General features: G+C 37.4%; 21 protein-coding genes and 1 tRNA gene. 7 read left to right on the forward strand and 15 right to left on the reverse strand.

The features are described from left to right. Window positions 1-42: 42 nt before the first annotated feature. Together recO and porZ are read right to left on the reverse strand one after the other, a co-directional pair. The gene (recO, locus tag GQO80_RS04350; RefSeq protein ID WP_157207104.1) at window positions 43-762 is read right to left on the reverse strand and encodes a DNA repair protein RecO; all 720 of its coding nucleotides are present in this window, start codon (window positions 760-762) and stop codon (window positions 43-45) included. Continuing rightward, entirely contained in the window at window positions 762-3,101 is a 2,340-nt protein-coding gene (gene porZ, locus GQO80_RS04355; RefSeq protein ID WP_157207105.1) for a type IX secretion system anionic LPS delivery protein PorZ, read from the reverse strand. The genes recO and porZ overlap by 1 nt, the downstream gene beginning before the upstream one ends. Before the next feature lie 178 nt (window positions 3,102-3,279). On the opposite strand from porZ, the gene GQO80_RS04360 reads away from it, so the two are divergent. Then, window positions 3,280-4,587: a glycosyltransferase family 39 protein gene (locus GQO80_RS04360; RefSeq protein ID WP_157207106.1), complete on the forward strand. Its 1,308-nt coding sequence runs from the start codon at window positions 3,280-3,282 to the stop codon at window positions 4,585-4,587. Next, window positions 4,584-6,002: an FAD-dependent oxidoreductase gene (locus tag GQO80_RS04365; protein WP_157207107.1), complete on the forward strand. Its 1,419-nt coding sequence runs from the start codon at window positions 4,584-4,586 to the stop codon at window positions 6,000-6,002. The genes GQO80_RS04360 and GQO80_RS04365 overlap by 4 nt, the downstream gene beginning before the upstream one ends. A 134-nt stretch (window positions 6,003-6,136) precedes the next feature. Here the strand turns inward: GQO80_RS04365 and GQO80_RS04370 are convergent, their stop codons facing one another. Both GQO80_RS04370 and gdhA read right to left on the reverse strand, forming a co-directional pair. After that, entirely contained in the window at window positions 6,137-6,931 is a 795-nt protein-coding gene (locus GQO80_RS04370) for a cation transporter (protein ID WP_198037721.1), read from the reverse strand. An 85-nt stretch (window positions 6,932-7,016) separates the two neighbouring features. Then, window positions 7,017-8,360, reverse strand: a complete 1,344-nt coding sequence (gene gdhA, locus GQO80_RS04375) for an NADP-specific glutamate dehydrogenase (protein ID WP_157207108.1) — start codon at window positions 8,358-8,360, stop codon at window positions 7,017-7,019. A 358-nt stretch (window positions 8,361-8,718) separates the two neighbouring features. Here gdhA and GQO80_RS04380 point away from each other — a divergent pair, with 358 nt between their 5' ends. Next, complete coding sequence (locus GQO80_RS04380; protein ID WP_157207109.1) at window positions 8,719-9,549, forward strand: THC0290_0291 family protein; 831 nt, start codon at window positions 8,719-8,721, stop codon at window positions 9,547-9,549. Window positions 9,550-9,630: 81 nt separating this feature from the next. Beyond that, window positions 9,631-10,347, forward strand: coding sequence for a DUF3298 and DUF4163 domain-containing protein (locus GQO80_RS04385; RefSeq protein WP_157207110.1), 717 nt, complete (start codon window positions 9,631-9,633; stop codon window positions 10,345-10,347). Here the strand turns inward: GQO80_RS04385 and GQO80_RS04390 are convergent. Further along, window positions 10,327-10,791, reverse strand: a complete 465-nt coding sequence (locus GQO80_RS04390; RefSeq protein ID WP_157207111.1) for a DinB family protein — start codon at window positions 10,789-10,791, stop codon at window positions 10,327-10,329. The genes GQO80_RS04385 and GQO80_RS04390 overlap by 21 nt on opposite strands. Window positions 10,792-10,860: 69 nt before the next feature. Here GQO80_RS04390 and GQO80_RS04395 point away from each other — a divergent pair, with 69 nt between their 5' ends. After that, complete coding sequence (locus GQO80_RS04395; protein WP_157207112.1) at window positions 10,861-11,220, forward strand: arsenate reductase family protein; 360 nt, start codon at window positions 10,861-10,863, stop codon at window positions 11,218-11,220. 2 nt (window positions 11,221-11,222) lie between these two features. On the opposite strand, the gene GQO80_RS04400 is transcribed toward GQO80_RS04395, so the two are convergent. The 3 genes from GQO80_RS04400 to GQO80_RS04410 all read right to left on the reverse strand — a co-directional run bounded on the left by GQO80_RS04400 (window position 11,223) and on the right by GQO80_RS04410 (window position 13,874). Next, window positions 11,223-11,294 (reverse strand) — tRNA-Arg (locus tag GQO80_RS04400). A gap of 150 nt (window positions 11,295-11,444) precedes the next feature. Next, a complete protein-coding gene (gene glgP, locus GQO80_RS04405) occupies window positions 11,445-13,085 on the reverse strand; it encodes an alpha-glucan family phosphorylase (RefSeq protein ID WP_157207113.1) in 1,641 nt (546 codons plus the stop codon). 192 nt (window positions 13,086-13,277) lie between these two features. Then, window positions 13,278-13,874: a hypothetical protein gene (locus GQO80_RS04410; RefSeq protein ID WP_157207114.1), complete on the reverse strand. Its 597-nt coding sequence runs from the start codon at window positions 13,872-13,874 to the stop codon at window positions 13,278-13,280. A 664-nt stretch (window positions 13,875-14,538) separates the two neighbouring features. Between GQO80_RS04410 and GQO80_RS04415 the strand changes: the two genes are divergently transcribed. Further along, on the forward strand, window positions 14,539-15,411 hold the full coding sequence (locus GQO80_RS04415) for an AraC family transcriptional regulator (RefSeq protein WP_157207115.1): 873 nt from the start codon (window positions 14,539-14,541) through the stop codon (window positions 15,409-15,411). 41 nt (window positions 15,412-15,452) lie between these two features. Here GQO80_RS04415 and GQO80_RS04420 read toward each other — a convergent pair whose 3' ends face one another. The 5 genes from GQO80_RS04420 to GQO80_RS04440 form a co-directional block, all read right to left on the reverse strand. Then, window positions 15,453-16,106, reverse strand: a complete 654-nt coding sequence (locus tag GQO80_RS04420; protein ID WP_157207116.1) for an HD domain-containing protein — start codon at window positions 16,104-16,106, stop codon at window positions 15,453-15,455. Window positions 16,107-16,170: 64 nt separating this feature from the next. Beyond that, window positions 16,171-17,166, reverse strand: coding sequence for an acyl-ACP desaturase (locus GQO80_RS04425; RefSeq protein WP_157207117.1), 996 nt, complete (start codon window positions 17,164-17,166; stop codon window positions 16,171-16,173). A gap of 10 nt (window positions 17,167-17,176) precedes the next feature. Continuing rightward, a complete protein-coding gene (locus tag GQO80_RS04430; protein WP_157207118.1) occupies window positions 17,177-17,914 on the reverse strand; it encodes a lysophospholipid acyltransferase family protein in 738 nt (245 codons plus the stop codon). 27 nt (window positions 17,915-17,941) lie between these two features. Beyond that, on the reverse strand, window positions 17,942-18,337 hold the full coding sequence (locus tag GQO80_RS04435) for a hypothetical protein (protein ID WP_157207119.1): 396 nt from the start codon (window positions 18,335-18,337) through the stop codon (window positions 17,942-17,944). A 103-nt stretch (window positions 18,338-18,440) separates the two neighbouring features. Then, entirely contained in the window at window positions 18,441-18,851 is a 411-nt protein-coding gene (locus GQO80_RS04440; RefSeq protein ID WP_157207120.1) for a BrxA/BrxB family bacilliredoxin, read from the reverse strand. A gap of 203 nt (window positions 18,852-19,054) precedes the next feature. Here GQO80_RS04440 and GQO80_RS04445 point away from each other — a divergent pair, with 203 nt between their 5' ends. Next, window positions 19,055-19,804 carry a TerB family tellurite resistance protein gene (locus GQO80_RS04445; RefSeq protein WP_157207121.1) on the forward strand — a complete coding sequence of 250 codons (750 nt, stop codon included), beginning with the start codon at window positions 19,055-19,057 and terminating at the stop codon, window positions 19,802-19,804. Window positions 19,805-19,812: 8 nt separating this feature from the next. Here the strand turns inward: GQO80_RS04445 and GQO80_RS04450 are convergent, their stop codons facing one another. Both GQO80_RS04450 and clpX read right to left on the reverse strand, forming a co-directional pair. Next, a complete protein-coding gene (locus GQO80_RS04450) occupies window positions 19,813-21,090 on the reverse strand; it encodes a UDP-N-acetylmuramoyl-tripeptide--D-alanyl-D-alanine ligase (protein ID WP_157207122.1) in 1,278 nt (425 codons plus the stop codon). A 76-nt stretch (window positions 21,091-21,166) separates the two neighbouring features. Then, on the reverse strand, window positions 21,167-22,399 hold the full coding sequence (clpX, locus tag GQO80_RS04455; protein ID WP_157207123.1) for an ATP-dependent Clp protease ATP-binding subunit ClpX: 1,233 nt from the start codon (window positions 22,397-22,399) through the stop codon (window positions 21,167-21,169). Window positions 22,400-22,433: the final 34 nt, after the last annotated feature.

The raw sequence follows: 22,433 nt of genomic DNA on the forward strand, positions 1-22,433 counted from the left end.
GATTACCTCGTTGTAGCTTCTCGCATGGGGATTGTTTCGACTTTAATTAAACACCTGGTTTAATATTTGCAGCGATTTGGGCGGTTTAAAACTTCCCAAATGCAACTCAAAATACAACAGCAGCATGTTTAAAAACGATTGCCGTTGCTTGGAGTTTATTTTTACTGCGGAAAGAGCATCGAACGGGGTTTCCAACAATTGTTTTAGAAGTGTTAAGTTGTGGCCCGAAATGGTATAATCGCCGTGCAAATTGTTTTCAAATTTACCTTCACTTAAATTAAAATAAGGCAAATGCATAGCACCAGTATCGGGGTAAAAACCCAAATATTTGGATAGATTGAGCATAAAAAGCAGGTGGAAGTTTGAAAAATCGGTTTGCTCGTCTAGCCACAACAAGGTGGTTTCCAAATAACTAAAAAGGGTCTTGTTGGGTTCTTCTTCCTTTAAGGTGCTTGCCAACACTTCCGATAGAAACATAACGATGGCGCTTTTTAAAACTTGACTGTGTAAACTGGCGTAGTGATGGTTCATTTTGGTATCGCTCACACTTTGCAACGACCGGTTTTCTTTGTAAACAATGGTTAACTGTACGAGGGAAAGCGGTTGAAAATAGGCCGCTTTTGTAGGCGACTTTTTGTTTTTTAAAATACCCCGTAACAAGAAACTAACGATGCCTAATTGTTGGGTATAGCACTTTACAATTAAATCGTTGTCGTTGTATTTAAGTTTTGAAAGTACAAGGGCATTTGTAGTAATAAGCATTATCTAACCACCATTATTTTTAAAACGTTTGTTTCGAAGGTATCCAAATCGGAGAGCATTACTAAATAAACTCCCGAAGCGACTTGGTTATTGGCGAGGTTTTTTCCGTTCCAATAGGCTGTGCCACCATCAATTTCCAGATTGTAGCCATTGTAACGTGGGTTGGTTCTGGATTGGGCCTCGGCAACCAAATTGCCTTCAATATCGGTTATTTTAATATTGACGTTTTCTGAAATGTTCTTTATTTTAATCTTTTCGTCTGTCATATTAAAATTGGGGCGTACGGGGTTGGGGTAGGCAAATGCTTTATCTAAGGTATCAAACGTGCCTGAACTTCCAGAACGGAAGGATACCAACCCTTTTGTAGTGGCAATATATACGATGCCGTTGGTACCATCGATAGAAATATCGGTGATGGTGTTTGATGGCAATGGTGCATTGTCTTTTGTGAAATGATAAATGGTTTTTTGTCCGTCGGGCGACAAATAGAACACGCCCGAATCGGCAGTTCCAATCCATTTATTATTGGAGCCATCAACTTCAATGGCCGTGATGAACTGTTGGAACAGCAATTCTTTGGCGATGCCATCTTCCAAAATAACAATTTCATCAACTTCCGCATTGGCATCTTCAAAAAAGTTGGAGGTATTGTATAAAACGCGTATGCCCCTAAAAGTACCTATCCAGAGTTGGTTGCGTTTATCCAGCGCTAGGGAACGCACATATTTGGCGGGCATATTTTCTTCTTCCTTGTCCAGTTTTTTTAATAACGGTTTGTTGCCATTTTCCTTAAAACCAATGAGGCCCTGTTCATAGCTGCCTATCCATTTGGTGCCATCGGGCGCTATTACCAGATCGCCAAACCCTAAGTTTCGATCTTGGAAAAGACCGGTAAAACTATAGGACGTCCAGCTATTGTTGGAAGGGTTGAAAGATTTTAAGGGTTTATCAATTAAACTTGTTATAGACCATAACAAACCGTTGGCATCAAAGGCCGTTGAACCTACCCGCACGTCGATATAATTGGGGTCGGTGGGAAGGATCAAAGATTCGAGACCACTATTTTTTTCATTGTACAATAGGGTAGGGACTTCATTGTTAACTTCCAATAGGCCACTAAAAAAGGAACTGATAAACACTTGATTGGCATTGGCAGGATTAACGGTTATGGTGTTTAGGCATTTGGCATCAAGAACGTCGCTATAAGGCGTGTTAAGCCATTGGTCGTTTTTTAAATGGCTAAATCCGCGGCTATTTAAAGGATACGGATTGTAAAACGAGTTGTATTCGCCAAAAGTAACCCAAACACCGTTGGGTTGAGCATTGATAGAAAACGGCGCGTTCAATAGGGGGCCGCTAGGGTGTATTTCCTCAAAGGTATTTGGCGACGAACGAGGGGTTTTTAAAATTCCAAAATCGGTTGTGCCAATATAAATAAAATTAGCATCGGTGGTTGCCGAAGTGTATTGTGTAGGGAATTCTGGACTTATAGATGCTTGTGAAATAAGGTTAAAATTGGCATCATACACATAAACGGTATTAGCTAAGGTAACTATTAAAGTATCGTTGCTCGATTTAATTTGTTTCGGCAAACTGGGGTAGGCAACTAGCTCTGTTAGATTATCGGAAACTATACCATACAAACGTTGGTTATAATTTACGGTATATAAACGAGTGCCAACAGTTTCAATAGCTTTAAAATCGCCATTTGCTATAACCTGCCAATTTTGGTAATCTATTAAATTGGGGCTAGAAACCTGGGCTTTTCTCAATCCGTTTCCGCCGGTACATGCAGCATAAATAGCATCGCCAAATATAGCGGTTTGGTTTACGGGTATTTGGGAGCCGCCATTGCCAATAAAATAGGTGTCGCCAAATTCCAATCGTTCTAGGTTAAAAACCGATATGCCATAATTTGTGGCAACAAAGAGTTGCTTGCCATAAGCATTAAAATGGTTTATCCTTTTGTTTGAGGGCGGAATGGTTGGTTTTTCAACAATATCAACCACCGTTAGCACTTTGTCGTCATCATCAAAAGCTATTTCAATAAGCCCATTTTCGTAGCCAATAACCAAAAGCGCGTAGGTTTCGCTGTAATAAATGGTTGATATGGTTTCGCCCGATAAACCGTTAATAGTGGTAAGTTCGCTTAATTGGTTTGTTTGGGTATCATAACTAAAAATTGCATTTTCGGAGGCAGCATATATTTTAGTGGTGCCTTTTACCACCTCTTTAATATTGTAGTATGAAAAATAGCCTTTCCAAAGCGCAGAGAAATCTTGTGCATCAATTAAAAGAGGCGCAAGGCATAAAATAAGGACAACGAATTTTTTATACATTCTAGTTTGTTGAGTTTCCAAATATATTTATAACTAACGACAAAAGGTTAAAATTATTTAGAATATGGTTTAAAGTAAATCAAAATTTTCTTTTATGTTGCAAGCAATTCAATTAGATTTGCCTTCGATAGCATCTTTTAAAATTTAGTTGCATTATCCTAAAAGCATTTAGAATCTTTTGATACACATTCCAGAACGCTTCCGCGGAAAGTATAAATTGTTCCTTGTGATATTGGTTGCCCATGGGCTTTTTTTTGCCATCAAACTATCGCTTGGCAACTTTTTTTTCATTGAAGATTCCTTTGAATATTATCGTTTGGCCGAAAACATAAAGCATGGCGTTGGGTTTTATTCGGGCGATATTCATGCAAACATCCAATTTGAAGATTATACCAAACGGCCTCCGCTATATAGTATTTTTATCCTTGTTTTTTCATTCTTGCTACATTCAAAAATTGCGGTGCTTTTTGTACAAAATGTGCTTTCCATTGCCAGTATTTTTATGTGTTTGCGTTTATTTGAAGCATATTACAAACCCATTAGCCAAAAAATATTACTGGCTTTTTTGTTCACATCCTTGAGTCAATTTGTGTATTCAAACTATTTGATGAGTGAAATTTTGTTACAGTTTCTAATAGTACTTTTGTGCTACTTGTTCCATGCGATTGTTACAGAAAAAAAATGGCTGTATCTTGTTTGTTTTCAGTTGGTTATAATTTTGCTGTTTTTAACCAAGCCTGTTTTTTATTTGTTTTTGGTTCCTAATTTGGTTTTATCCGTATGGTTTACAAAACACATCAAAAACGCTTATCTTTACGCTTTTTTACCAATAATTGCCTGTGTTTTGTATATGAACTGGAATTATCAAAGAACAGGTAGCTTCGAGTTTTCGAGCATTCAAAACATCAACCTAAAGAACTATAATTTGTATTATTTTAATGTGAATAAGTATGGTGAAGCTTATGCCCAGGAGGTAAATTCTAAAATATCAGCAATTGCCAACGCCAAAAACACCTACGCGGAGCAGCAAAAAGCTATTAAGGAACAATCGATAAGTTATCTAAAAAAAGATGGGTTAGAATATGCTTTTATGCACCTAAAGGGAAGTTTAAGGATATTTTTTGATCCGGGCAGATTCGATATCCATAATTTTTTTGAGTTAAAGAATACTGGTGAAATGGGTTTTTTGAATCAACTGAATAAAAACGGTATCGGTGGCACTTTAAATTATTTCAAAAATCAACCGTTGTTGGTTATTGTGCTTATACCCATTTTACTGTTGTTTAATGTTTTTAAGTTTATTGGGTTCGTGCTATTTTGGGTTCGGCATTACAAAACGGCACCAGCCCTATATTGGTTTATGTTGCTCATAATACTTTATATTGTTGGTTTAACAGGCCCCATAGGAGCTGCAAGGTTTTTAGTGCCTATCTTGCCAATGTATCTTTTATTTGCAACCTCAGGTTTATCAAAATCATACAGATGAAAAAAGTTATTGTTATTGGAGCAGGCCCAGCAGGACTTGCTTGTGCGTACCAACTTAGTAAACAAGGGGTTATGGTTACTGTTTTTGAAGCTAGTGATGCCGTAGGCGGTATGGCAAAAAGTTTTGATTTATGGGGCCAAAGAGTCGATTTGGGTCCTCACCGTTTTTTTTCGAACCAGAAAGAAATAAATGGGTTTTTCAAGGAACTAATACAGGACGACTTTACTCTGGTCAATAGGCAAACGCGCATATTCTATAATGGCAAATATTTTCAATACCCTTTAAAATTTAGTAATGTGTTGCGAAACTTGTCGTTGGTAACCATATTTCAAATTCTATGGGATTATGCCATACAAACCATAAAACCAATTAAAAACCCAAAAAATCTGGAGGAATGGATAAGTAACCGTTTCGGAAAAAAACTATATACCATTTTTTTTAAACATTACAGCGAAAAACTTTGGGGCGTAAAATGTACACAAATAGATGCCGATTGGGCAGCCCAACGCATAAAAACCTTATCGTTGACCCAAGCGGTAATTTCCGCTATTTTTAATAATAAGGGCAATAAGCACAAAACCTTGGTCGATCAATTTGCCTATCCAAAAAATGGTTCAGGAACTTTATACGAACGTGCTGCAAAAGCTATTGAAACCAACCACGGAAACGTACAATTAAACACACCAATTAAAAATGTTTTGGTTGATTCCAATGATAAGGTTTACGGCGTTGCCCTAACCGATGGATCTGTTGTAGAAGCAGATTATGTGGTTTCAACCATGCCGTTAACCCATTTGGTAAAAGGTTTTAATGAAGTGCCCAAGCAAGTAGAAGTAGCTATTCAATCCCTTTTCTTCAGAAATACCATTTTGGTGTATTTTGAGATAGAAGAAAAAGATTTATTTGAGGATAATTGGCTTTACATACATTCGCCAAACGTGAAATTAGGCCGAATTACAAATTTTAGAAATTGGTGCCCTTCATTGAATAAAGGAAAAAACGCAACCATACTGGCTTTAGAATATTGGTGCTTTGAAGCCGACCCCATCTGGTCGCAAAATGAAGATGACATTATTGATTTGGCTAAAGCCGAACTTTTAAGTATCAACCTCACGCCTAAAAAAACAACCATCATCAACGCTAAAATTGTTAAAGTGCCCAAATGCTATCCTGTGTACGAAACCGGGTATCAAGAAAAATTAGATGTTATCATAAACTACTTAAAAAGGTATGAAAATTTAATGCCCATTGGCAGGTATGGATCGTTTAAATACAACAATCAAGACCACTCTATTTATATGGGACTTATGGCAGCAGAAAAAATTGTAAGTAACAACCCAATAGATTTGTGGGCCATAAATACAGATGATGCGTATCAAGAAAAAGGGGTGGTAAAAGATGTTTTGGCCCCTTAATTTCTATCCATATACGGTCTCGGTTGCGCGCGTTAACACTTAACGTAGCGGTAAACACCAAACTGAAAATTGGCGACAATTTTCAAAAGTAGGCAATTATTTATGGTCATTGTTTTAAGAGGTGTTTTTCTCATTCACTTGCTTAGTTTCAAAATCCGAAATGCACCTTGGATTACCAATAGAAAGACGATTGTTCCGATAATCAAATCAGGTTTATTTGAATTCAAATAATTTACAAAAATTCCTGCAATTATTACTCCTAGATTTATAATCACGTCATTCGAGGTGAAAATCATACTTGCTTTGATATGTGCATCTTCTTTGCTTTTCGACTTTTGCAGAATGTAAAGACAAATTCCGTTTGCGATAAGTGCAAAAACCGAAACGATAATCATTGTTGAAAAATCGGGAAGTTTTTCGGCTCCAAAAAATCTTCTTAAAACTTCTATAAATCCAATAATTGCAAGTGTTATTTGAAAATATCCAGCAAGTTTGGCAATCCGCTTTTTCTTAATCAACGTTCCGCCAACCGCAATCAAGCTAATTCCGTAAACAAAACTGTCCGCAAGCATATCCAAACTATCGGCAACAAGTCCCATAGATTTTGAGATAATGCCTGTTGTCATTTCGATTAGGAAAAAGGCAAAATTTATGACAAGTACAGACCAAAGTAGCTTTTTTTGGTTTGCGTTTTCATTAAATTCCGTTTGGTCGGTCTGTTCCGTTGAGATTTTCTTTCCGCCTAAATTCAGTTCGATTATGGACTTTTCGATTTGGTCAATTTCTCCGCTGTGAAAAACGGTCAATTTTCGGTTAGGAATATCAAAGTCCAGATTCGCAATGCTCGAAATTCCGTCCAATTTCATTCGGATAAGATTTTCCTCAGAAGGACAGTCCATTTTGGTAATTTCAAATATTGTCTTTTTCACTCGGTTTGTTGGTTTTCCAGCATTACTTACAAAAACCTCTTAAAATACCTTAAAAGCTTTTTTTAATATGTTTTCCATTAAAAATTTAAACCACCCCTTGGGCTAACATGGCATCGGCCACCTTAACAAACCCAGCAATGTTGGCGCCTTTCACATAATCAATGTATCCTTCTTCCGTTTTTCCGTATTGGGTACACGCATCGTGAATGTTGCACATAATGTCTTTAAGTTTTAAATCCACTTCCTCTCGGGTCCAACTAAGGCGTAATGAATTTTGGGTCATTTCTAATCCAGAAGTGGCAACACCGCCCGCGTTGGAAGCCTTACCGGGAGCGTACAATATTTTTGCTTTTTGAAACACACGTACAGCACCGAGCGTTGAGGGCATGTTGGCACCTTCGCTTACACAAAAACAGCCATTGTTTAAAAGTGTTTTGGCATCGTTTTCGTCAAGTTCGTTTTGTGTGGCACATGGCATGGCAATATCACATTTTACTTCCCATGGTGTTTTGCCTTCAACGTATTTAGCATGAGGGTAAGTGTTTAGATATTCTTTTATTCTCGCCCGTTTTTCATTTTTTAATGCCATGATGTAAGTTAGCTTTTCGGTATCGATACCTTCAGCGTCATGAATGTAACCAGACGAATCGGACATGGTTAGTACTTTTGCGCCTAATTGAATGCATTTTTCTGCTGCATATTGCGCTACGTTTCCAGATCCTGAAATAACTATGTTTTTTCCCGTAAAGTTGTCGCCTTTGGTCTCAAGCATTTTTTGGGTAAAATAAACGGTTCCGTAACCAGTGGCTTCTGGCCGAATTAGTGAACCACCATAAGTCAGCCCCTTTCCTGTTAAAATGCCGGTAAACTCATTTCGTAGTTTTTTGTACATTCCAAAAAGGAAACCTATTTCACGTGCACCCACGCCTATATCACCTGCGGGCACATCGGTATTGGGGCCAATATGTCTAAATAGCTCGCTCATAAAGGCTTGGCAAAAACGCATAATCTCACCATCGCTCTTTCCTTTTGGGTCAAAATCACTTCCACCTTTTCCGCCACCCATGGGCAAAGTTGTTAAGCTGTTTTTAAATACTTGCTCAAATGCCAAAAACTTTAAAATACTCATGTTTACGGTAGGGTGAAAGCGTAAACCGCCTTTGTAAGGGCCAATGGCCGAATTCATTTGGATTCTATAACCTCTATTTATCTGTATTTCTCCAGCATCATCAACCCAACATACCCGAAATGTTATGGCACGTTCAGGTTCAACCATTCGCAATAACAAATTTTTTCCGTGGTAGGTCTTGTTCGAAACAATAAAGGGAATTAGGGTTTCTGCTACTTCCTCAACAGCTTGCAAAAACTCAGGTTCGTTAGCATTGCGTTCTTTAACCAGATCTAAAAAAGTTTCAACATTACTTTTCATTTGTTTAGTATTTATTTAAGATTGACAGAACATCTTACTAAACAATATTCCTTACTTAATAGTCTTTTAAAGATGCTCAATTGATTTATTTTTGTTTTTTGATTAAGCGCTGACGCGTGATTAAAAATTAAAATAGACCACAATAAGTTTTAATAAACCAATCTTAAGAATGCATTAAAAAAATGGGCTATAAAATTTTCCAATACAAATATACGTTATCTATAAAAATAACCGTATTTTTTTTATGTTTCACTCTCAATAATTCGATTATGGTTGGCCTAGGTTTTTAAATGTTTGTTTGTTTGCCTAGTTTTTATATATTTGTTAATATTAATGCCTCAAAATACAGTGTTATATTATGCTAAACTATAAACGGTTAGCTTCGGTTTTTTGCCTTTTCGTTTTCTATCAAACGGCATTCTCTCAATTAGGCTTTTCACATGAAATAGGCATTGTTGCTGGCCCCGTTCAATTTAGATCCGATTTTGGTAGCAGCAATGAATTTGAAACCAACTTTAAAAATTCCGGAATTGGCATTGGTATTGTTCACTATATAAATTTTTCGTACCGAGCAGATTGTAACTGCTATACTACCGATACTTACTTTAACGACCACTTTAAGATACGAAACGAAGTTTCATGGAACAAAACAAACCTGGACCACCATGGGTTTTGGGTACAACCCGATAAGGTAAGCGTTCAGGCAGACCAACTGAGAGGGCATCATGGTGTTGCCGAAAATTTTGATATTGGTACACAGTTAGAGTATTTCCCCATGAGCATCCGTTCTTTTCAAGCCTTTGGCCATCGGGTCGCGCCTTATGCAAGTCTTGGGGTGCATTATACCTCTTTTAACCCCAAAGCGAGCACAACTTTTAACAATCCGGATCCAAGTGCCTATGGCGATGTTTTTAACCGCACCAACATTTATTCGTACTGGTTCGATAATTTTCCTGTGGGCAGTGGTACCTATCCTATTAATGTCGATGGCGGAAGCACATGGTCCACGGTTGCCAGTGTAGGGATGCGTTACAAACTTGACAAGTTATCCGATTTATTGGTCGATTTTAGAGGGCAATATTTTTTTAACGATTGGGTTGATGGCCTGAACCACAACTGGCGAAATTACGATAAGAATAACGACTGGCTGCTCTGGCTTAATGTTGGGTATATTTACTATTTGGATTAAAGAAATTAGTATTAAAGCATCTTTTTTGTGCCATATTGTAAAAAGCAATATGTACCTTTAAGGAAGGTAAATATCTAACCCATGCTTTTTAAAAAACACCTAGTTGTTGTTCTGTGTCTTCTTTTTTATTCCTGCAACCAGGAATTAAAAACAACATTTTCTGAAGTTGAAATTACTACCGAAACCAATACGTTGGTAACGGTTAATATTCCTAAAGCCTTCGGAAATCCAACGATTTCAAACAACATCAATTTCGAGATTAATAAACAAGTAATCAATGCTTTGCAGGTTGGTGAGCCAAATAGCGCAACATTGTCATCCGTAGAAGAAAGCATCCATGCATTTAATAATGAATACCAAACATTCAGCAAGGAATATCCTGAGGTTTCCATGCCCTGGGAAGCCCAAATTGATGGCGAATTACTGTTTCAATCGGATGAAATAATAAGTGTTTCTATTACCTCGTACCTGAATACGGGAGGTGCTCATGGCAATACCGTGATTGTGTTTTTAAATTTTGATGCGCAAACGGGAAAACGTATCAAAAATGCCGATTTAATAACAGATGAAGCAGGTTTTAAAAAGTTGGCAGCCTCGTATTTTGAAAGGAATCTTACGGCCGATTCGGTTCTTTTTAAGTCCGATGGTTTCCAATTGCCCGAAAATATGGGTTATGTAGATGAGGGCATCCATTTACTCTATAACACCTATGAAATAGCTCCTTACACCACGGGCGTCATCGAGTTTACCATTCCTTTTAAAGAGGCGGGTTCCTTTCTAGCTTTTAATGGCTCGTAATAGTGCCATGACATAGCCCAAATGCATCCCTTCATGGAACAGGATGAATTGAAACGCTTCGTCAATATTGGTTAAGGTGTTTCCGGTGGTTGAAACGGTGTAGGTTTCGTAATTTTTAAACAATCCGTTTTTATAATCCTCAGTGGTTTTTTCAATAGTAGAAAAAAGTAATGCTTTGAGTTTGTTAACTTCAGCCTGTGTTGCATTTTTTTCGGGTTTGCTCCCTTTTTTGTAGGCCTCAACAAGCGTATTGTCTATCATCATTGGTAAACCGGATAATTTATAGGCCAAAAGCTGTTGGGTTACAACAATATGGCCAATATTCCAAATTATATTGTTGTTGAAACCTTGGGGTATTTTATTCAAATCTTCCAAAGAAGTGGTTTCTAAATACTTGCTAAAAAATCGACGGGTGTTTGGCAGTACTGCTAGTGTAAAATGCATGTGATTATTTTTTTGTAAAAATAGTTAAATGGTTAAAATTACTTTATTTTGTTCAAAAAGATAAATAACATGAAAAAAGTCTATTATTTAAAAACGTGTAGCACCTGTATCAGGATTTTGAAAGAATTGAATTTACCTTCTGGGTTTGAGCTGCAGGATATAAAAACTGAGGCCATTACCGTGAAGCAATTGGAAGCGATGCATGCACTTGCGGGCAGTTATGAGGCACTTTTTAGTAAACGCTCTAATCTGTACAAAGCCATGGGGCTAAAAGACCAAAAACTTGAAGAGCGCGATTATAAACATTATATTTTGGAACATTATACGTTTTTAAGCAGGCCGGTTATAATTTTGGATGAAGCTATTTTTATTGGAAACTCGAAAGCGGTCGTGGAAGCTGCCAAAGAAGCTATTGCAAAAATAAAATGATGTGACTCCACCAAGATTCGAACTTGGATCTAAAGTTTAGGAAACTTTTGTTCTATCCCTTGAACTATGGAGCCAAAAAGCATGGGATGAATGCTTCAGGCCCCAAATATAATAGGTTTTATAAAATTAGCAGCCATGTTGGCACTTAAAAAATGCGTTAATTATTGTTATTTTTTAATTTGTATGGTACTCTTTTTTTATGAGAATGGACGTTTTTTTGTTAATTAGAATAATTTCTTGTAGTAGTCATCGGCCATTCTGTGGCTTGTAAATGCAGGAATAACATCGTCCATGGCCTTGAACACAATATTCTGCCAAGTATCCGGGCGGTCATAATACGTTGGAATTACTTTGTTTTCTAAAATATCAAATAAATTGTTTGTGTCTATTTTATCTTGTTCCCATGTTGGTAAGTTATGGTCTAGGGCAGGTAAAACAAAACAGTTTTTGGTGTCTTTTTCAAATTCTGGAATCCAACCATCATTAGTCGAAACGTTTACCGAACCGTTCATTGCGGCCGTCATGCCACTGGTTCCGGAAGCTTCTCTTGTAATGCGTGGTGTATTTAACCAAACATCCGAACCACATTTCAGCTTTTTGGAGAGCTCAATTTCATAACCAATCAATACAGCAAGATTTGGCTTGTTTTTAGACTGGTGAATTAAATGGTTAAATAGGTCGATGGCCCCATAATCAAACGGATAGGGTTTTCCTGCCCAAATAATTTGAACGGGATATGTTTCATTGGTAATTAATTGCATAAAGCGATTAAAATCATGCAATAGTAAATCGGCTCTTTTGTAGCCAGCAAAACGGCGCGCCCATACAAAGGTCAACACCTTTGGGTCAAACTTCTTTCCGGTTTGCTCAAAAACCTCCTTAAACAAATCGTTTTTCAAATCTGTTTTCCTTTTTTTGTAGGTATGGACGTTTTTGGCTATCCATGCGTTATTAATGACATCATCTTGCCAGAATTTTTGATTTTGGGCGTTTGTAATCGGGATAATTTCGCATATTCCAGGATAGTCTTTCCACATAGCGTTGGCTACTTTGGCATGAAGCTTTGAAACCCCATTTGCTTTTTTGGCCATTCGCAATGCGGAAACGGTGTAATTGATCATGCCGCCATTAACCATTTCATTTTCAAGTTCTTCATCAGAAAGTGTTCTGCCAAAAAAACCACATCTGTTTAGGTGGCGTGCTTCCCGTTCTTCATTCCCAGCTATTTCGGGGGTGTGGGTTGTAAACACCATCTGGTTTTTTGTTATGCCTCGATCTCTTAAATAATAAAATGCAGGTAAAGCATGGCCTTCATTTAAGTGGTAGGTATCTGCTCCGCCCAAGGCTTCCACAACCTTGGCTCCACCTATTCCCAATACAATGCTTTGGGAAACACGAGTAACCGGGTTGTTGTCGTATAGATGATTAGTGATGGTTCTGGACAAATGGTCGTTGCCGTCAACGTCCGTACTCAAAAAATACATTGGAACGGTTCCAAAAACCTCGGGCTTTAAAACATAGGCCCTTACTTTTACATGTGGGTTGTCGTGAAGTTTAATTTGCACTTCAATTCCTGTATCTTCCAAAAAATCAAAGTGCTTTATGTTGAAATCGGTTTTCAAGGTTTGGTCTTCATTTCTCGCTTGGTCGTAATAGCCATATTTCCAGAGCATGCCAATACCAATCATGTTTTGTTTTAGCTCATAGCCCGAACGCATGTGGGAGCCTGCCAAAAAGCCCAATCCTCCAGAGTAAATGTTAAACGATTGGTCTATTCCGAATTCCATACTAAAATAGGCTACTTTTTTGCTGTATTTTTTTGTTGGGGTATAAGGGTGATGCCAGTTGCTGTATGTATGTTGCATAATAAAACGATAATGAAAATGAAAGAGTAAAAGTAGTGAAAAACAGTTGCTTTTTCGATGCTATTTAGTGTTGAAGGTTGGTTTTTTTGTAATTTTTATCAATTATAAATACTATAAAAAAACGAAATTGAAGCAAAAAAAAGTGAGCCACCACAGCTCACTTTTACCAACTAAACTAAATATGACATTAAACTAATTATTAATGATTGTTGTGTACTCTTTATTATTAGAGTTAATGGTTACTTTATAAGTTCCTTTTTCTAATTTATAAACTTTTTCAATAACTTTTATGCCTTCAATTTTCTCAGTGTATATTAGTTCAAAATCTCTATGGTTATCGGCATATATGCTTATATTCATGGTTTCAAAATTTGGAGATAATTTACTGATTAGCAGCAAGTTGTTTTTCTGCTTTACATAAGGTTTATAAGTCGTGGTTTCTGAATTTTTGTTTACAGATACGGTGTTTTCTTTTACGGTAAATGGTATTGTGTTTATCTCGAGATCTTTGTCTAATTCAAAAACATAATTGCCATCTGGAAGCGAAGAAAAATTGAAGCCTTTAGTGTAAACTCCTGATTTCTGGATTTCTTCATTATATAATACAATCCCATTTTTATCTTTAATGGAAAATTTATTGCCTTGTTTTACATTGCTTAAGGTAAGAGACGTTTTTTTAACATCATTTTTAATAGAATAAAATGATGGTTCTTTGGCGAAACTTAACGAGGTAATAAGCATAGTTACCATTAAGAATCTTTTTTTTGAGTTGTTTAATACGTTTTTCATAATTAGGTTTTTTTAACGTTTCACATGGCAAATATAGGGCGGGATAACGTGTAAGAAAACATTGATATTGACAAATTTATATGCTATTTTATCTGTATATGAAATATTAGAATAGTATAAGGTTAAAATAACATATAACCATGTTAATTTATCACACTCAACTAAATGTGATTTAATACTCTTGGGCGAGTTTGGTGTGTAATGAATGTAGAATTATTCCTTTATAGACTAACAACAATTTTTGCTTAAACACAACAATTGTGCTTGACCCCATAAATACTATAAAAAAAAGAAATTGAAGCAAAAAAAAAGTGAGCCACCACAGCTCACTTTTACCAACTAAACTAAATAAGACATTAAACTAATTATTAATGAATATTGTTCACTCCTTTTCAACAGAGTTATATTTATTTTTTTATAATTTTAAATATCGAAATTTCAACGATTGTTAAACTATAAAAAGATGTTCACTTAATAACTTTTAACAGTACAAAGATACGGTGCAATGAAGGCTATTAAAACATCAAATTTGACTACTTTATGTGCTATATTATCTGTTAACACCATGTTAAATAAATGTTAAGTTAAAATAGCACACAATTGGGGCAATTGAATATATATTTTAAGAAGTATATGTTGTAATTTTGTAATACAATAAATAGGTATGGCAAATAAAAAACCGGCATTTAGGAAACTTACACCCAGTTTTGGTAGTTCTATATTGGTTAAACAACATGTGGATGTTGTAGATAAGGACGGTGCTTATTGGCATTTTCATCCAGAATTAGAACTTATTTATATAAACAAAGGGCAAGGAAAAACACATATTGGGAACCATTTGTCGTATTTCAATAACAGTCAATTAATACTTATTGGCTCCAATTTGCCTCACAATGGTTTTACGGATAGGTTAACGGCAAATGGCACCGAAACCACCGTACAGTTCAAATCCAACTTTTTAGGCGATGATTTTTTGCATGTTCCAGAAATGGCTGCCATAGTATCCTTATTCGACAGGGCCAAACAGGGCATTCGATTTAAAATGGAAACCAAACAAGTAATTGGGCCCAAAATTGATAAACTCATGCAACATACGGGTTTAAAACGGGTGCTTAAATTTTTGGACATATTAAACTATTTGTCAACTACCGATGATTATACCCTGCTAAATGCCGATGGGTTTGCTTTTGAAACCGAACCACAGGATAGCGCTAAAATTGACACGATTTTTAAGTACGTGAACAAAAATTTCCAAAACCATATCTCTTTGGATGAAATTGCCGATGAGGTAAGCATGACGGTGCCCGCCTTTTGTAGATATTTTAAAAAGGCTACCGGTAAAACCTTTACGCAAATGGTTAATGAATGTAGGGTAGTGCATGCCACCAAATTACTTAACGAAAGCCAAAAAAGTATTGCCGATATTTGTTTTGAGTGCGGGTTTAATAATTTTTCGCATTTCAATAAACAATTTAATGAAATTACGGGAAAGAGTGCTTCAAACTATAGGAAGGAAATTAAGCTGATTATTCAATAAATATTTAAGGAAGTTCCATTTGTACCTATGGAAACCTCCATTTAAACATTGGCATCCCGTTCTTTATAAAATTGTTCAAGATAAAGTTCCATAAAGGCATGTCTTTTTTCAGCTAAAGCTTTACCTGTTTTGGTATTCATCTTATGTTTTAAAAGCAATAGTTTTTCGTAAAAATGATTGATACTTGGCCCATTTGAAGCTTTGTATTCAGCTTTGCCCATCGTTAAGTTTGGTTCAATATCCGGGTTGTAAATCTCACGGTTTTTAAAGCCCCCGTAATTAAAACAGCGCGCAATACCAATGGCTCCCATCGCATCAAGCCTATCGGCATCTTGAACCACATCCAGTTCGGCCGATTTGAATTTTTGGGCCTCATTGCCACCTTTAAACGAAATGTTTTCAATAATATCTATAACATGGTCAATAACCTGTAAATCAACATCTTGTTTCAATAAAAATTCACGCGCCATTTTGGGGCCTATGGTTTCATCGCCGTCATGGAATTTACTATCGGCAATATCATGGAGCAAGGCACCTAGTTGTATGACCAAAATATCTGCGCTTTCATTTTTAGCAATTAGCATCGCATTTTTATAAACACGTTCTATGTGAAACCAATCGTGTCCGCCTTCGGCATTTGCCAGTTGTTTTTTTACAAATGCAATGGTATTGGTAATAATGTTTTTTTGGTCCATAGGCACGAAAATAAAAAAATCCTTTCGGTTTTTGAAAGGAATTAGTTTGTATTTAAAATTGGTGTTACCGAATTAAAGCAGGTTCCACCCACTTGAATTGATATGAGTTTTCTGGTATTTTGATGCGCTCTGATAAGCGGTACATTCTGGCGGGCAATTTCATCAAATAATCCCGGGCTTTTTCGGCTTCATCGGTAAGTCCGGAAATTTTGTCAATTTCCCAACGGGTTATTAATTTCTCTAAAATTTCAACATAATCATGCGATGTGTAAACGCCTATGCGTTGGGCGGTATTTGAAAATTCTTCAAAGGCCGTACTTATTTTGTTGCCCGATTCCCGTAAAAAATGTGCTGGCATGGTAATTTTAAGTTTCATCATGTCGTGAAATGCCATCATCATTTGGCTAGGATCTACCTTAAAAATGCGCTCTACAAATTCGGAATAGGCGTGGTGGTGGCGCATTTCATCACCTGCAATTATTTTACACATTTTTCCTAATTGTTTGTTGCCGTTTTGGGTGGCAATTTTTGCAACACGGTTATGCGAAATATAGGTTGCCAATTCCTGAAAACTGGTGTAAACAAAGTTTTTGTAGGGGTCTCGGTCGGTGCCAATATCAAAACCATCGGCAATAAGGTGCTGGGTTGTAATTTCAATTTCGCGCATGTTTACACGTCCGGAAAGGTAAAGGTATTTGTTTAGCACATCTCCATGCCTGTTTTCTTCACCGGTCCATTGTCTTACCCATTTGGCCCAACCATTTTGTTCTTCGCCAACTTGGTTTACGCCCTCAACATCCATAAGCCACGATTCGTAAGTGGGCAATGCTTCCTCGGTAATCATATCGCCAACTAAAACCACCCAAAAATCATAGGGCAATTCTTTTGAAAGTTCCCTTATTTCTTTAACCTCTTCAAAAAAACGGTCGCCTTCAGAGTTTGGTAAAAAATCTGTTGGTTGCCATATTTTATCAATGGGTATCAAATACTTTTCCATGAGCGATGCGACGTCTTTTTCTAAAAACTGCATCACTTCCAATCGCACATTCTTCAACGACATTTATTCTGATTTATTTGTTAATACTTGCTTTAATAGTGTTTTCAATACTATTGATGAGGTCTTCATTATTTACAAAGGTACTAACTTTTATAGGTTTATGAACGGTAAATGTAATGTGTGTGCCCAATCCCATAGGGAAATTACCATATTTTAACATTTTCCATGAGTTGTTTATTGTAATTGGTACCACTAAAGCCGACGGGATTTTTTTAAAAAGTATGTCCAAACCTTTTGTTTGAAACGGTTTAGGTTCGCCATTTTTGCTTCGTGTACCTTCCGGAAAAATTACAGCGGCGCGTTTGTTGGTTTCAATATATTCGCCAAATTTGATGAGTGCGGGCAATGATTGTCTTGGGTTTTTTCTATCAATTAAAGCGGCACCACCATGGCGTAAATTGTAAGAAACACTTGGAATGCCTTTGCCCAACTCTATTTTGCTAATAAATTTGGGGTGGTGTTTGCGCATATACCAGGTTAACGGGTAAATGTCGTGCAAACTCTGGTGGTTGGCAACAATTATTAAAGCTTGGTTGGTTGGTATGTTATGAGGGTTGGTAAACGTAAATCGCGTACCCAGAATATTGGCACAGCGCATGAGGCAAAACTGTAAAACATCCACACTTTTTTTATGCGCTTGATAGCCAAAAACGTTAAAACAAAGCCATTGGATGGGATGAAAAATAACCAGTGTTAAAAAAAAACACAAATAATAAATAACCGATAGTGGGTAGGATAGTAGTTTTTGCATGCTTCAAAAATAAGCAAAAACAGGCTTTTAATAAATAGCAACACAGGTGTTATTTTCACAATTTACGCTGGTGGGCGGCATGGCATAGGCGCAATCGGAGGCAATATTCCATTTTTGATTAAAAGCTGCCTCACTTTTGTTATAGGTTTCTACCATTGTTTCCAGTTTTTTAACATCGATGGACGTTGAGTAAACCAGGTAGCTCCATGGGCCGCCACAGGGCTTGCTACCCAGTGCAATGAATTTGCAAGTGGTCGTTTCGTTGCAAACCGATGTCGCCGCCAAAGCTTCAATGGCTTTTTTTGAATTGTTCAGGGCTTTTTGCTCACTTTCTTTGCTGGTTGGCAAGTTGTCTTCATCATCACATTGAAAAGCCATAAACGTAAAACAACAAATAAACAGTAGTAAATGAATATTTTTCATGTTTATATTTTTTTCTAAGACGTGAATTTTCCAGAAAGGTTGCGTGCATTAAAACAAAAACCACGAGGGCATCGTGGTTTTCATAAATGGTTAGCTACGGTGATTAGCAATACTCGTTAAAAGCATCTTTTAGGTTCTCGGCAATCAATTCTGCGGGCCTGCCTTCAATATGGTGGCGTTCTAACATGTGTACCAATTCACCGTTCTTAAACAAAGCCATACTTGGCGAACTTGGAGGGAAAGGTGCCATATAGCCTCGCGCAGCATCAACAGCTTCTTTGTCAACACCTGCAAAAACCGTTACAATATGGTCTGGTTTTTTGGCGTTTTGCAAACTTATTCGGGCACCAGGACGTGCATTGGCGGCAGCACAACCACACACGGAATTAATAACCACCAAGGTAGTGCCTTCTTTTGCCAAAGCCGCATCCACAGCTTGGGCAGTATGTAATTCTTCAAAACCAACTTTGGTTAAATCTTCACGCATTGGTTTTACTAATTCTGCTGGATACATATTTTTTAATTTTTAGTATTAATATTTTATTTTGCAAATATACAGAAAAATAAGTGGTTTAATCGTGCGTTTAACGTATCCTTAGCTATCTAAAACAGGTATTTGTTGAAGTGAAATGAGGCAATGGCCTTTTGTTTTTTGATAAGAAACCGTCGGATAACTCGGTTAACAGTATTATATTTGAAGCCAATAAAAAGAAGTAGATGAATTTTTCAAAATGGATTGGGGCTGCCTTAGGGTGGTCGTTTGGTGGGCCAATAGGCGCCATTATTGGGTTGGCATTGGGAAGTGCTATTGATGCTCTGGGTAGCGGAAATAGGGATGGTTTTGAGGAAGGTGACCCACGGGAAAGCGCTTATAGAGCACATACGCAACCTGGCGATTTTGAAGTTAGTTTGCTCATATTGGCTTCTATTGTAATTAAGGCCGACAAAAAACAAGATCCACGCGAGCTGGATTTTGTGCGTATGCAGTTTGTAGCCATGTATGGAAAGGAGCGTGCTAATAAAGCGTTTAAGCTTTTTAAGGAAATAAGTAAGCAACAACATATTTCAACGCGAGAGGTTTGCTTGCAAATTAGGCAGATGATGCAACATGCATCGCGCCTGCAACTTGTTCATTTTTTATTTGGAATTGCACAGGCCGATGGTACCATAACCGATGATGAATTACAGCAAATACAACTGATTTCGGGGTATTTAGGAATTAGCCACATCGATTACGAAAGTATCAAGGCCATGTTTTACAACAGTAGTGATAAGGCCTATAAAATATTGGAAATTGATGCATCGGCCACTAACGAAGACATTAAGACGGCCTACCGAACCATGGCTAAAAAGTACCATCCAGACAAAGTAGCTCATTTAGGAACAGAGCATCAAAAAGGGGCCGAGGAAAAGTTTAAACAAGTGCAGGAAGCGTATGGGCAACTGCAAAAGGAGCGCGGTTTTTAAACGGTTGGTTAAAGTATTTCCAAAAGCCTTTCCAGTGCCATTCCTCTCGATCCTTTAATTAAAAGTACGGCGTTTTTAATAACCGACCCATTGAAGGTTTCCTTAAAGTCTTGGAAGGTTTTGTATTGTGAGGCTTTTTCTGAGCTTATTTTTGTTCTGGAAAAATGGTCACCAATAAATACCAATTGGTCTATTTCTAAAGAAAGGGCCAAATTGGCTATGTTTTGGTGTTCGGTTTCCGCATCGGTGCCTAACTCAAACATATCACCAATAAAGGCTATTTTTTTGCCCTGTTGCTTTTCAAAGTTAAGAAGGGCCGCAGTCATACTGGTTGGATTGGCATTATAGGCATCCAATATAATTTTATTGGTGTTTTTTTCAATTATTTGTGAGCGGTTATTTGCAGGCACATAGGCTTCAATGGCGCGCTTCATGGCGTGATCGTCCACTTTAAAATAATGCCCTATGGCCAAGGCAGCAGCAATGTTGTAAAAGTTGTAATCGCCAATAAGTTGACTTTCTATGGTTAGGTTGTTATAGTTGCATTTTACAAATGGCTGCGCTTCCAAAAAATTTATTTGTACATTACAATTGTGGTTGTTGCCAAAAGTAAACGTTTTTGCGTTGCTGGTTTTTTCGGTTTGAATGGCATCGTTTGCGTTAACAAAAATGGTTTTATGGTTGGCCTTTAAAAAATCGTACATTTCACTTTTGCCCTTTATTACGCCTTCTACACCCCCAAATCCTTCTAAATGCGCTTTTCCAAAATTGGTAATATAACCATAATCGGGCTTTGCGATATCGCACAAAAATGCTATTTCCTTTTGGTGGTTGGCGCCCATTTCAACAATCCCAATTTCGGTGTTATGGGTCATGGATAGTAGGGTTAAAGGCACCCCAATGTGGTTGTTTAAATTGCCAATGGTGGCCGTAGTTTGGTATTTTCGTGAAAGTACAGCGTTAATAAGCTCTTTGGTTGTGGTTTTGCCATTGCTTCCTGTAAGGGCGATGATTGGGGTTTTTAAAAATTCACGATGAAAGGTGGCCAGTTCTTGAAGGGTTTCAAGCACATTGTTTACCAATATGGTTTTTGGTGATGTGCAATATTCAGCTTCATCAATAACGGCATAGCTTGCCCCAAGTGCCAAAGCTTGTTCGGCATAGCAATTGCCATTGAAGTTTTCGCCCTTTAGAGCGAAAAACATCGCGTTGTTCTTAATTTTTCTGGTATCGGTACACGCAGCGTTGCATGTTAAGAAAAGACTGTGGAGCGTTGCTGTTTTCAAATGATGGGCTTGTAGTTATTTAAAAACTATAAAACCACGCATTTTAGCGTGGTTTGTACTATATATAATGGTACTTTTAAGAAACGGCTTTAAGTTTCTTTAAAGTTGTTTTAACCAGTTTATCTTCAACGTACGATTTTGTGACGTTTAATTTTTTCTCGTTGCTGCTTGGTAGTTCAAACATGGCATCGGTTAAAATTTCCTCGCACAGCGAACGCAAACCACGTGCGCCTAATTTGTACTCAATGGCTTTGTTTACTATGTAATCCAAAGCGCCGTCGGTAATGGTAAAATCGACATCATCCATTGAAAACAATTTTTGGTATTGTTTGATGATGGCATTCTTGGGTTCAGTAAGTATGGCCCTTAACGCTTGGGCATCTAGGGGGTCCATATAGGTGAGCACTGGTAAACGCCCGATAATTTCAGGGATTAAACCAAAATCCTTTAAATCTTTAGGAACAATGTATTGAAGCAAATGGTTGTGATCGACTACATCTTCCGATTTGGAGGCGCTGTAACCTACTGCTTGCATGTTTAGGCGTTTTGAGATATGGCGTTCAATACCATCAAACGCACCACCGGCAATAAATAAAATGTTTTCGGTGTTAACTTCAATAAATTTTTGGTCGGGATGTTTGCGCCCTCCTTTTGGCGGTACGTTAACGATGGTGCCTTCCAAAAGTTTTAAAAGTGCTTGTTGTACGCCTTCGCCCGAAACATCGCGGGTTATGGATGGATTGTCGCTTTTGCGCGCAATTTTATCGATTTCATCAATAAAAACGATGCCTTTTTCGGCCTTTTCCAAGTTGTAATCGGCTGCTTGTAGCAAGCGTGTTAAAATGCTTTCTACATCTTCACCTACATAGCCGGCTTCTGTTAAAACCGTGGCATCAACAACAGCCAATGGCACGTTAAGCATTTTGGATATTGTTTTGGCTACCAAGGTTTTTCCGGTTCCCGTTTGGCCTACCATAATGATATTGCTTTTTTGGATTTCAATATCATCTTTGGTGGTGGGTTGCAATAAGCGTTTGTAATGGTTATATACGGCAACCGACATGACTTTCTTGGTCATATCTTGCCCTATGATGTATTCATCGAGAAATGCCTTAATTTGTTGTGGTTTACGCAGTTTTAGTTCAGAGGATAGGTCGCTGCCATCGTGTTGCTTTGATTCTTCCAGCACAATACCGTGTGCCTGCTCTATGCATCTGTCGCAAATATGGGCATCTAATCCTGCGATCAATAAGTTGGTCTCGGGTTTTTTACGACCACAAAACGAACATTCTAATTCTTCCTTTGCCATTAATATTTTTCTATTTTAGGGAGTGAATTATTAT

Origin of the sequence: Mariniflexile maritimum (assembly GCF_009746565.1) — a bacterium.
Classification (GTDB): Bacteria; Bacteroidota; Bacteroidia; order Flavobacteriales; family Flavobacteriaceae; genus Mariniflexile; species Mariniflexile maritimum.

Coding starts and splice junctions, on each gene's coding strand:
- recO (WP_157207104.1), bottom strand. CDS start 762: ATGCTTATTACTACAAATGCCCTTGTACTTTCAAAACTTAAATACAAC.
- porZ (WP_157207105.1), bottom strand. CDS start 3,101: ATGTATAAAAAATTCGTTGTCCTTATTTTATGCCTTGCGCCTCTTTTA.
- GQO80_RS04365 (WP_157207107.1), top strand. CDS start 4,584: ATGAAAAAAGTTATTGTTATTGGAGCAGGCCCAGCAGGACTTGCTTGT.
- gdhA (WP_157207108.1), bottom strand. CDS start 8,360: ATGAAAAGTAATGTTGAAACTTTTTTAGATCTGGTTAAAGAACGCAAT.
- GQO80_RS04380 (WP_157207109.1), top strand. CDS start 8,719: ATGCTAAACTATAAACGGTTAGCTTCGGTTTTTTGCCTTTTCGTTTTC.
- GQO80_RS04385 (WP_157207110.1), top strand. CDS start 9,631: ATGCTTTTTAAAAAACACCTAGTTGTTGTTCTGTGTCTTCTTTTTTAT.
- GQO80_RS04390 (WP_157207111.1), bottom strand. CDS start 10,791: ATGCATTTTACACTAGCAGTACTGCCAAACACCCGTCGATTTTTTAGC.
- GQO80_RS04395 (WP_157207112.1), top strand. CDS start 10,861: ATGAAAAAAGTCTATTATTTAAAAACGTGTAGCACCTGTATCAGGATT.
- glgP (WP_157207113.1), bottom strand. CDS start 13,085: ATGCAACATACATACAGCAACTGGCATCACCCTTATACCCCAACAAAA.
- GQO80_RS04410 (WP_157207114.1), bottom strand. CDS start 13,874: ATGAAAAACGTATTAAACAACTCAAAAAAAAGATTCTTAATGGTAACT.
- GQO80_RS04415 (WP_157207115.1), top strand. CDS start 14,539: ATGGCAAATAAAAAACCGGCATTTAGGAAACTTACACCCAGTTTTGGT.
- GQO80_RS04420 (WP_157207116.1), bottom strand. CDS start 16,106: ATGGACCAAAAAAACATTATTACCAATACCATTGCATTTGTAAAAAAA.
- GQO80_RS04425 (WP_157207117.1), bottom strand. CDS start 17,166: ATGTCGTTGAAGAATGTGCGATTGGAAGTGATGCAGTTTTTAGAAAAA.
- GQO80_RS04430 (WP_157207118.1), bottom strand. CDS start 17,914: ATGCAAAAACTACTATCCTACCCACTATCGGTTATTTATTATTTGTGT.
- GQO80_RS04435 (WP_157207119.1), bottom strand. CDS start 18,337: ATGAAAAATATTCATTTACTACTGTTTATTTGTTGTTTTACGTTTATG.
- GQO80_RS04440 (WP_157207120.1), bottom strand. CDS start 18,851: ATGTATCCAGCAGAATTAGTAAAACCAATGCGTGAAGATTTAACCAAA.
- GQO80_RS04445 (WP_157207121.1), top strand. CDS start 19,055: ATGAATTTTTCAAAATGGATTGGGGCTGCCTTAGGGTGGTCGTTTGGT.
- clpX (WP_157207123.1), bottom strand. CDS start 22,399: ATGGCAAAGGAAGAATTAGAATGTTCGTTTTGTGGTCGTAAAAAACCC.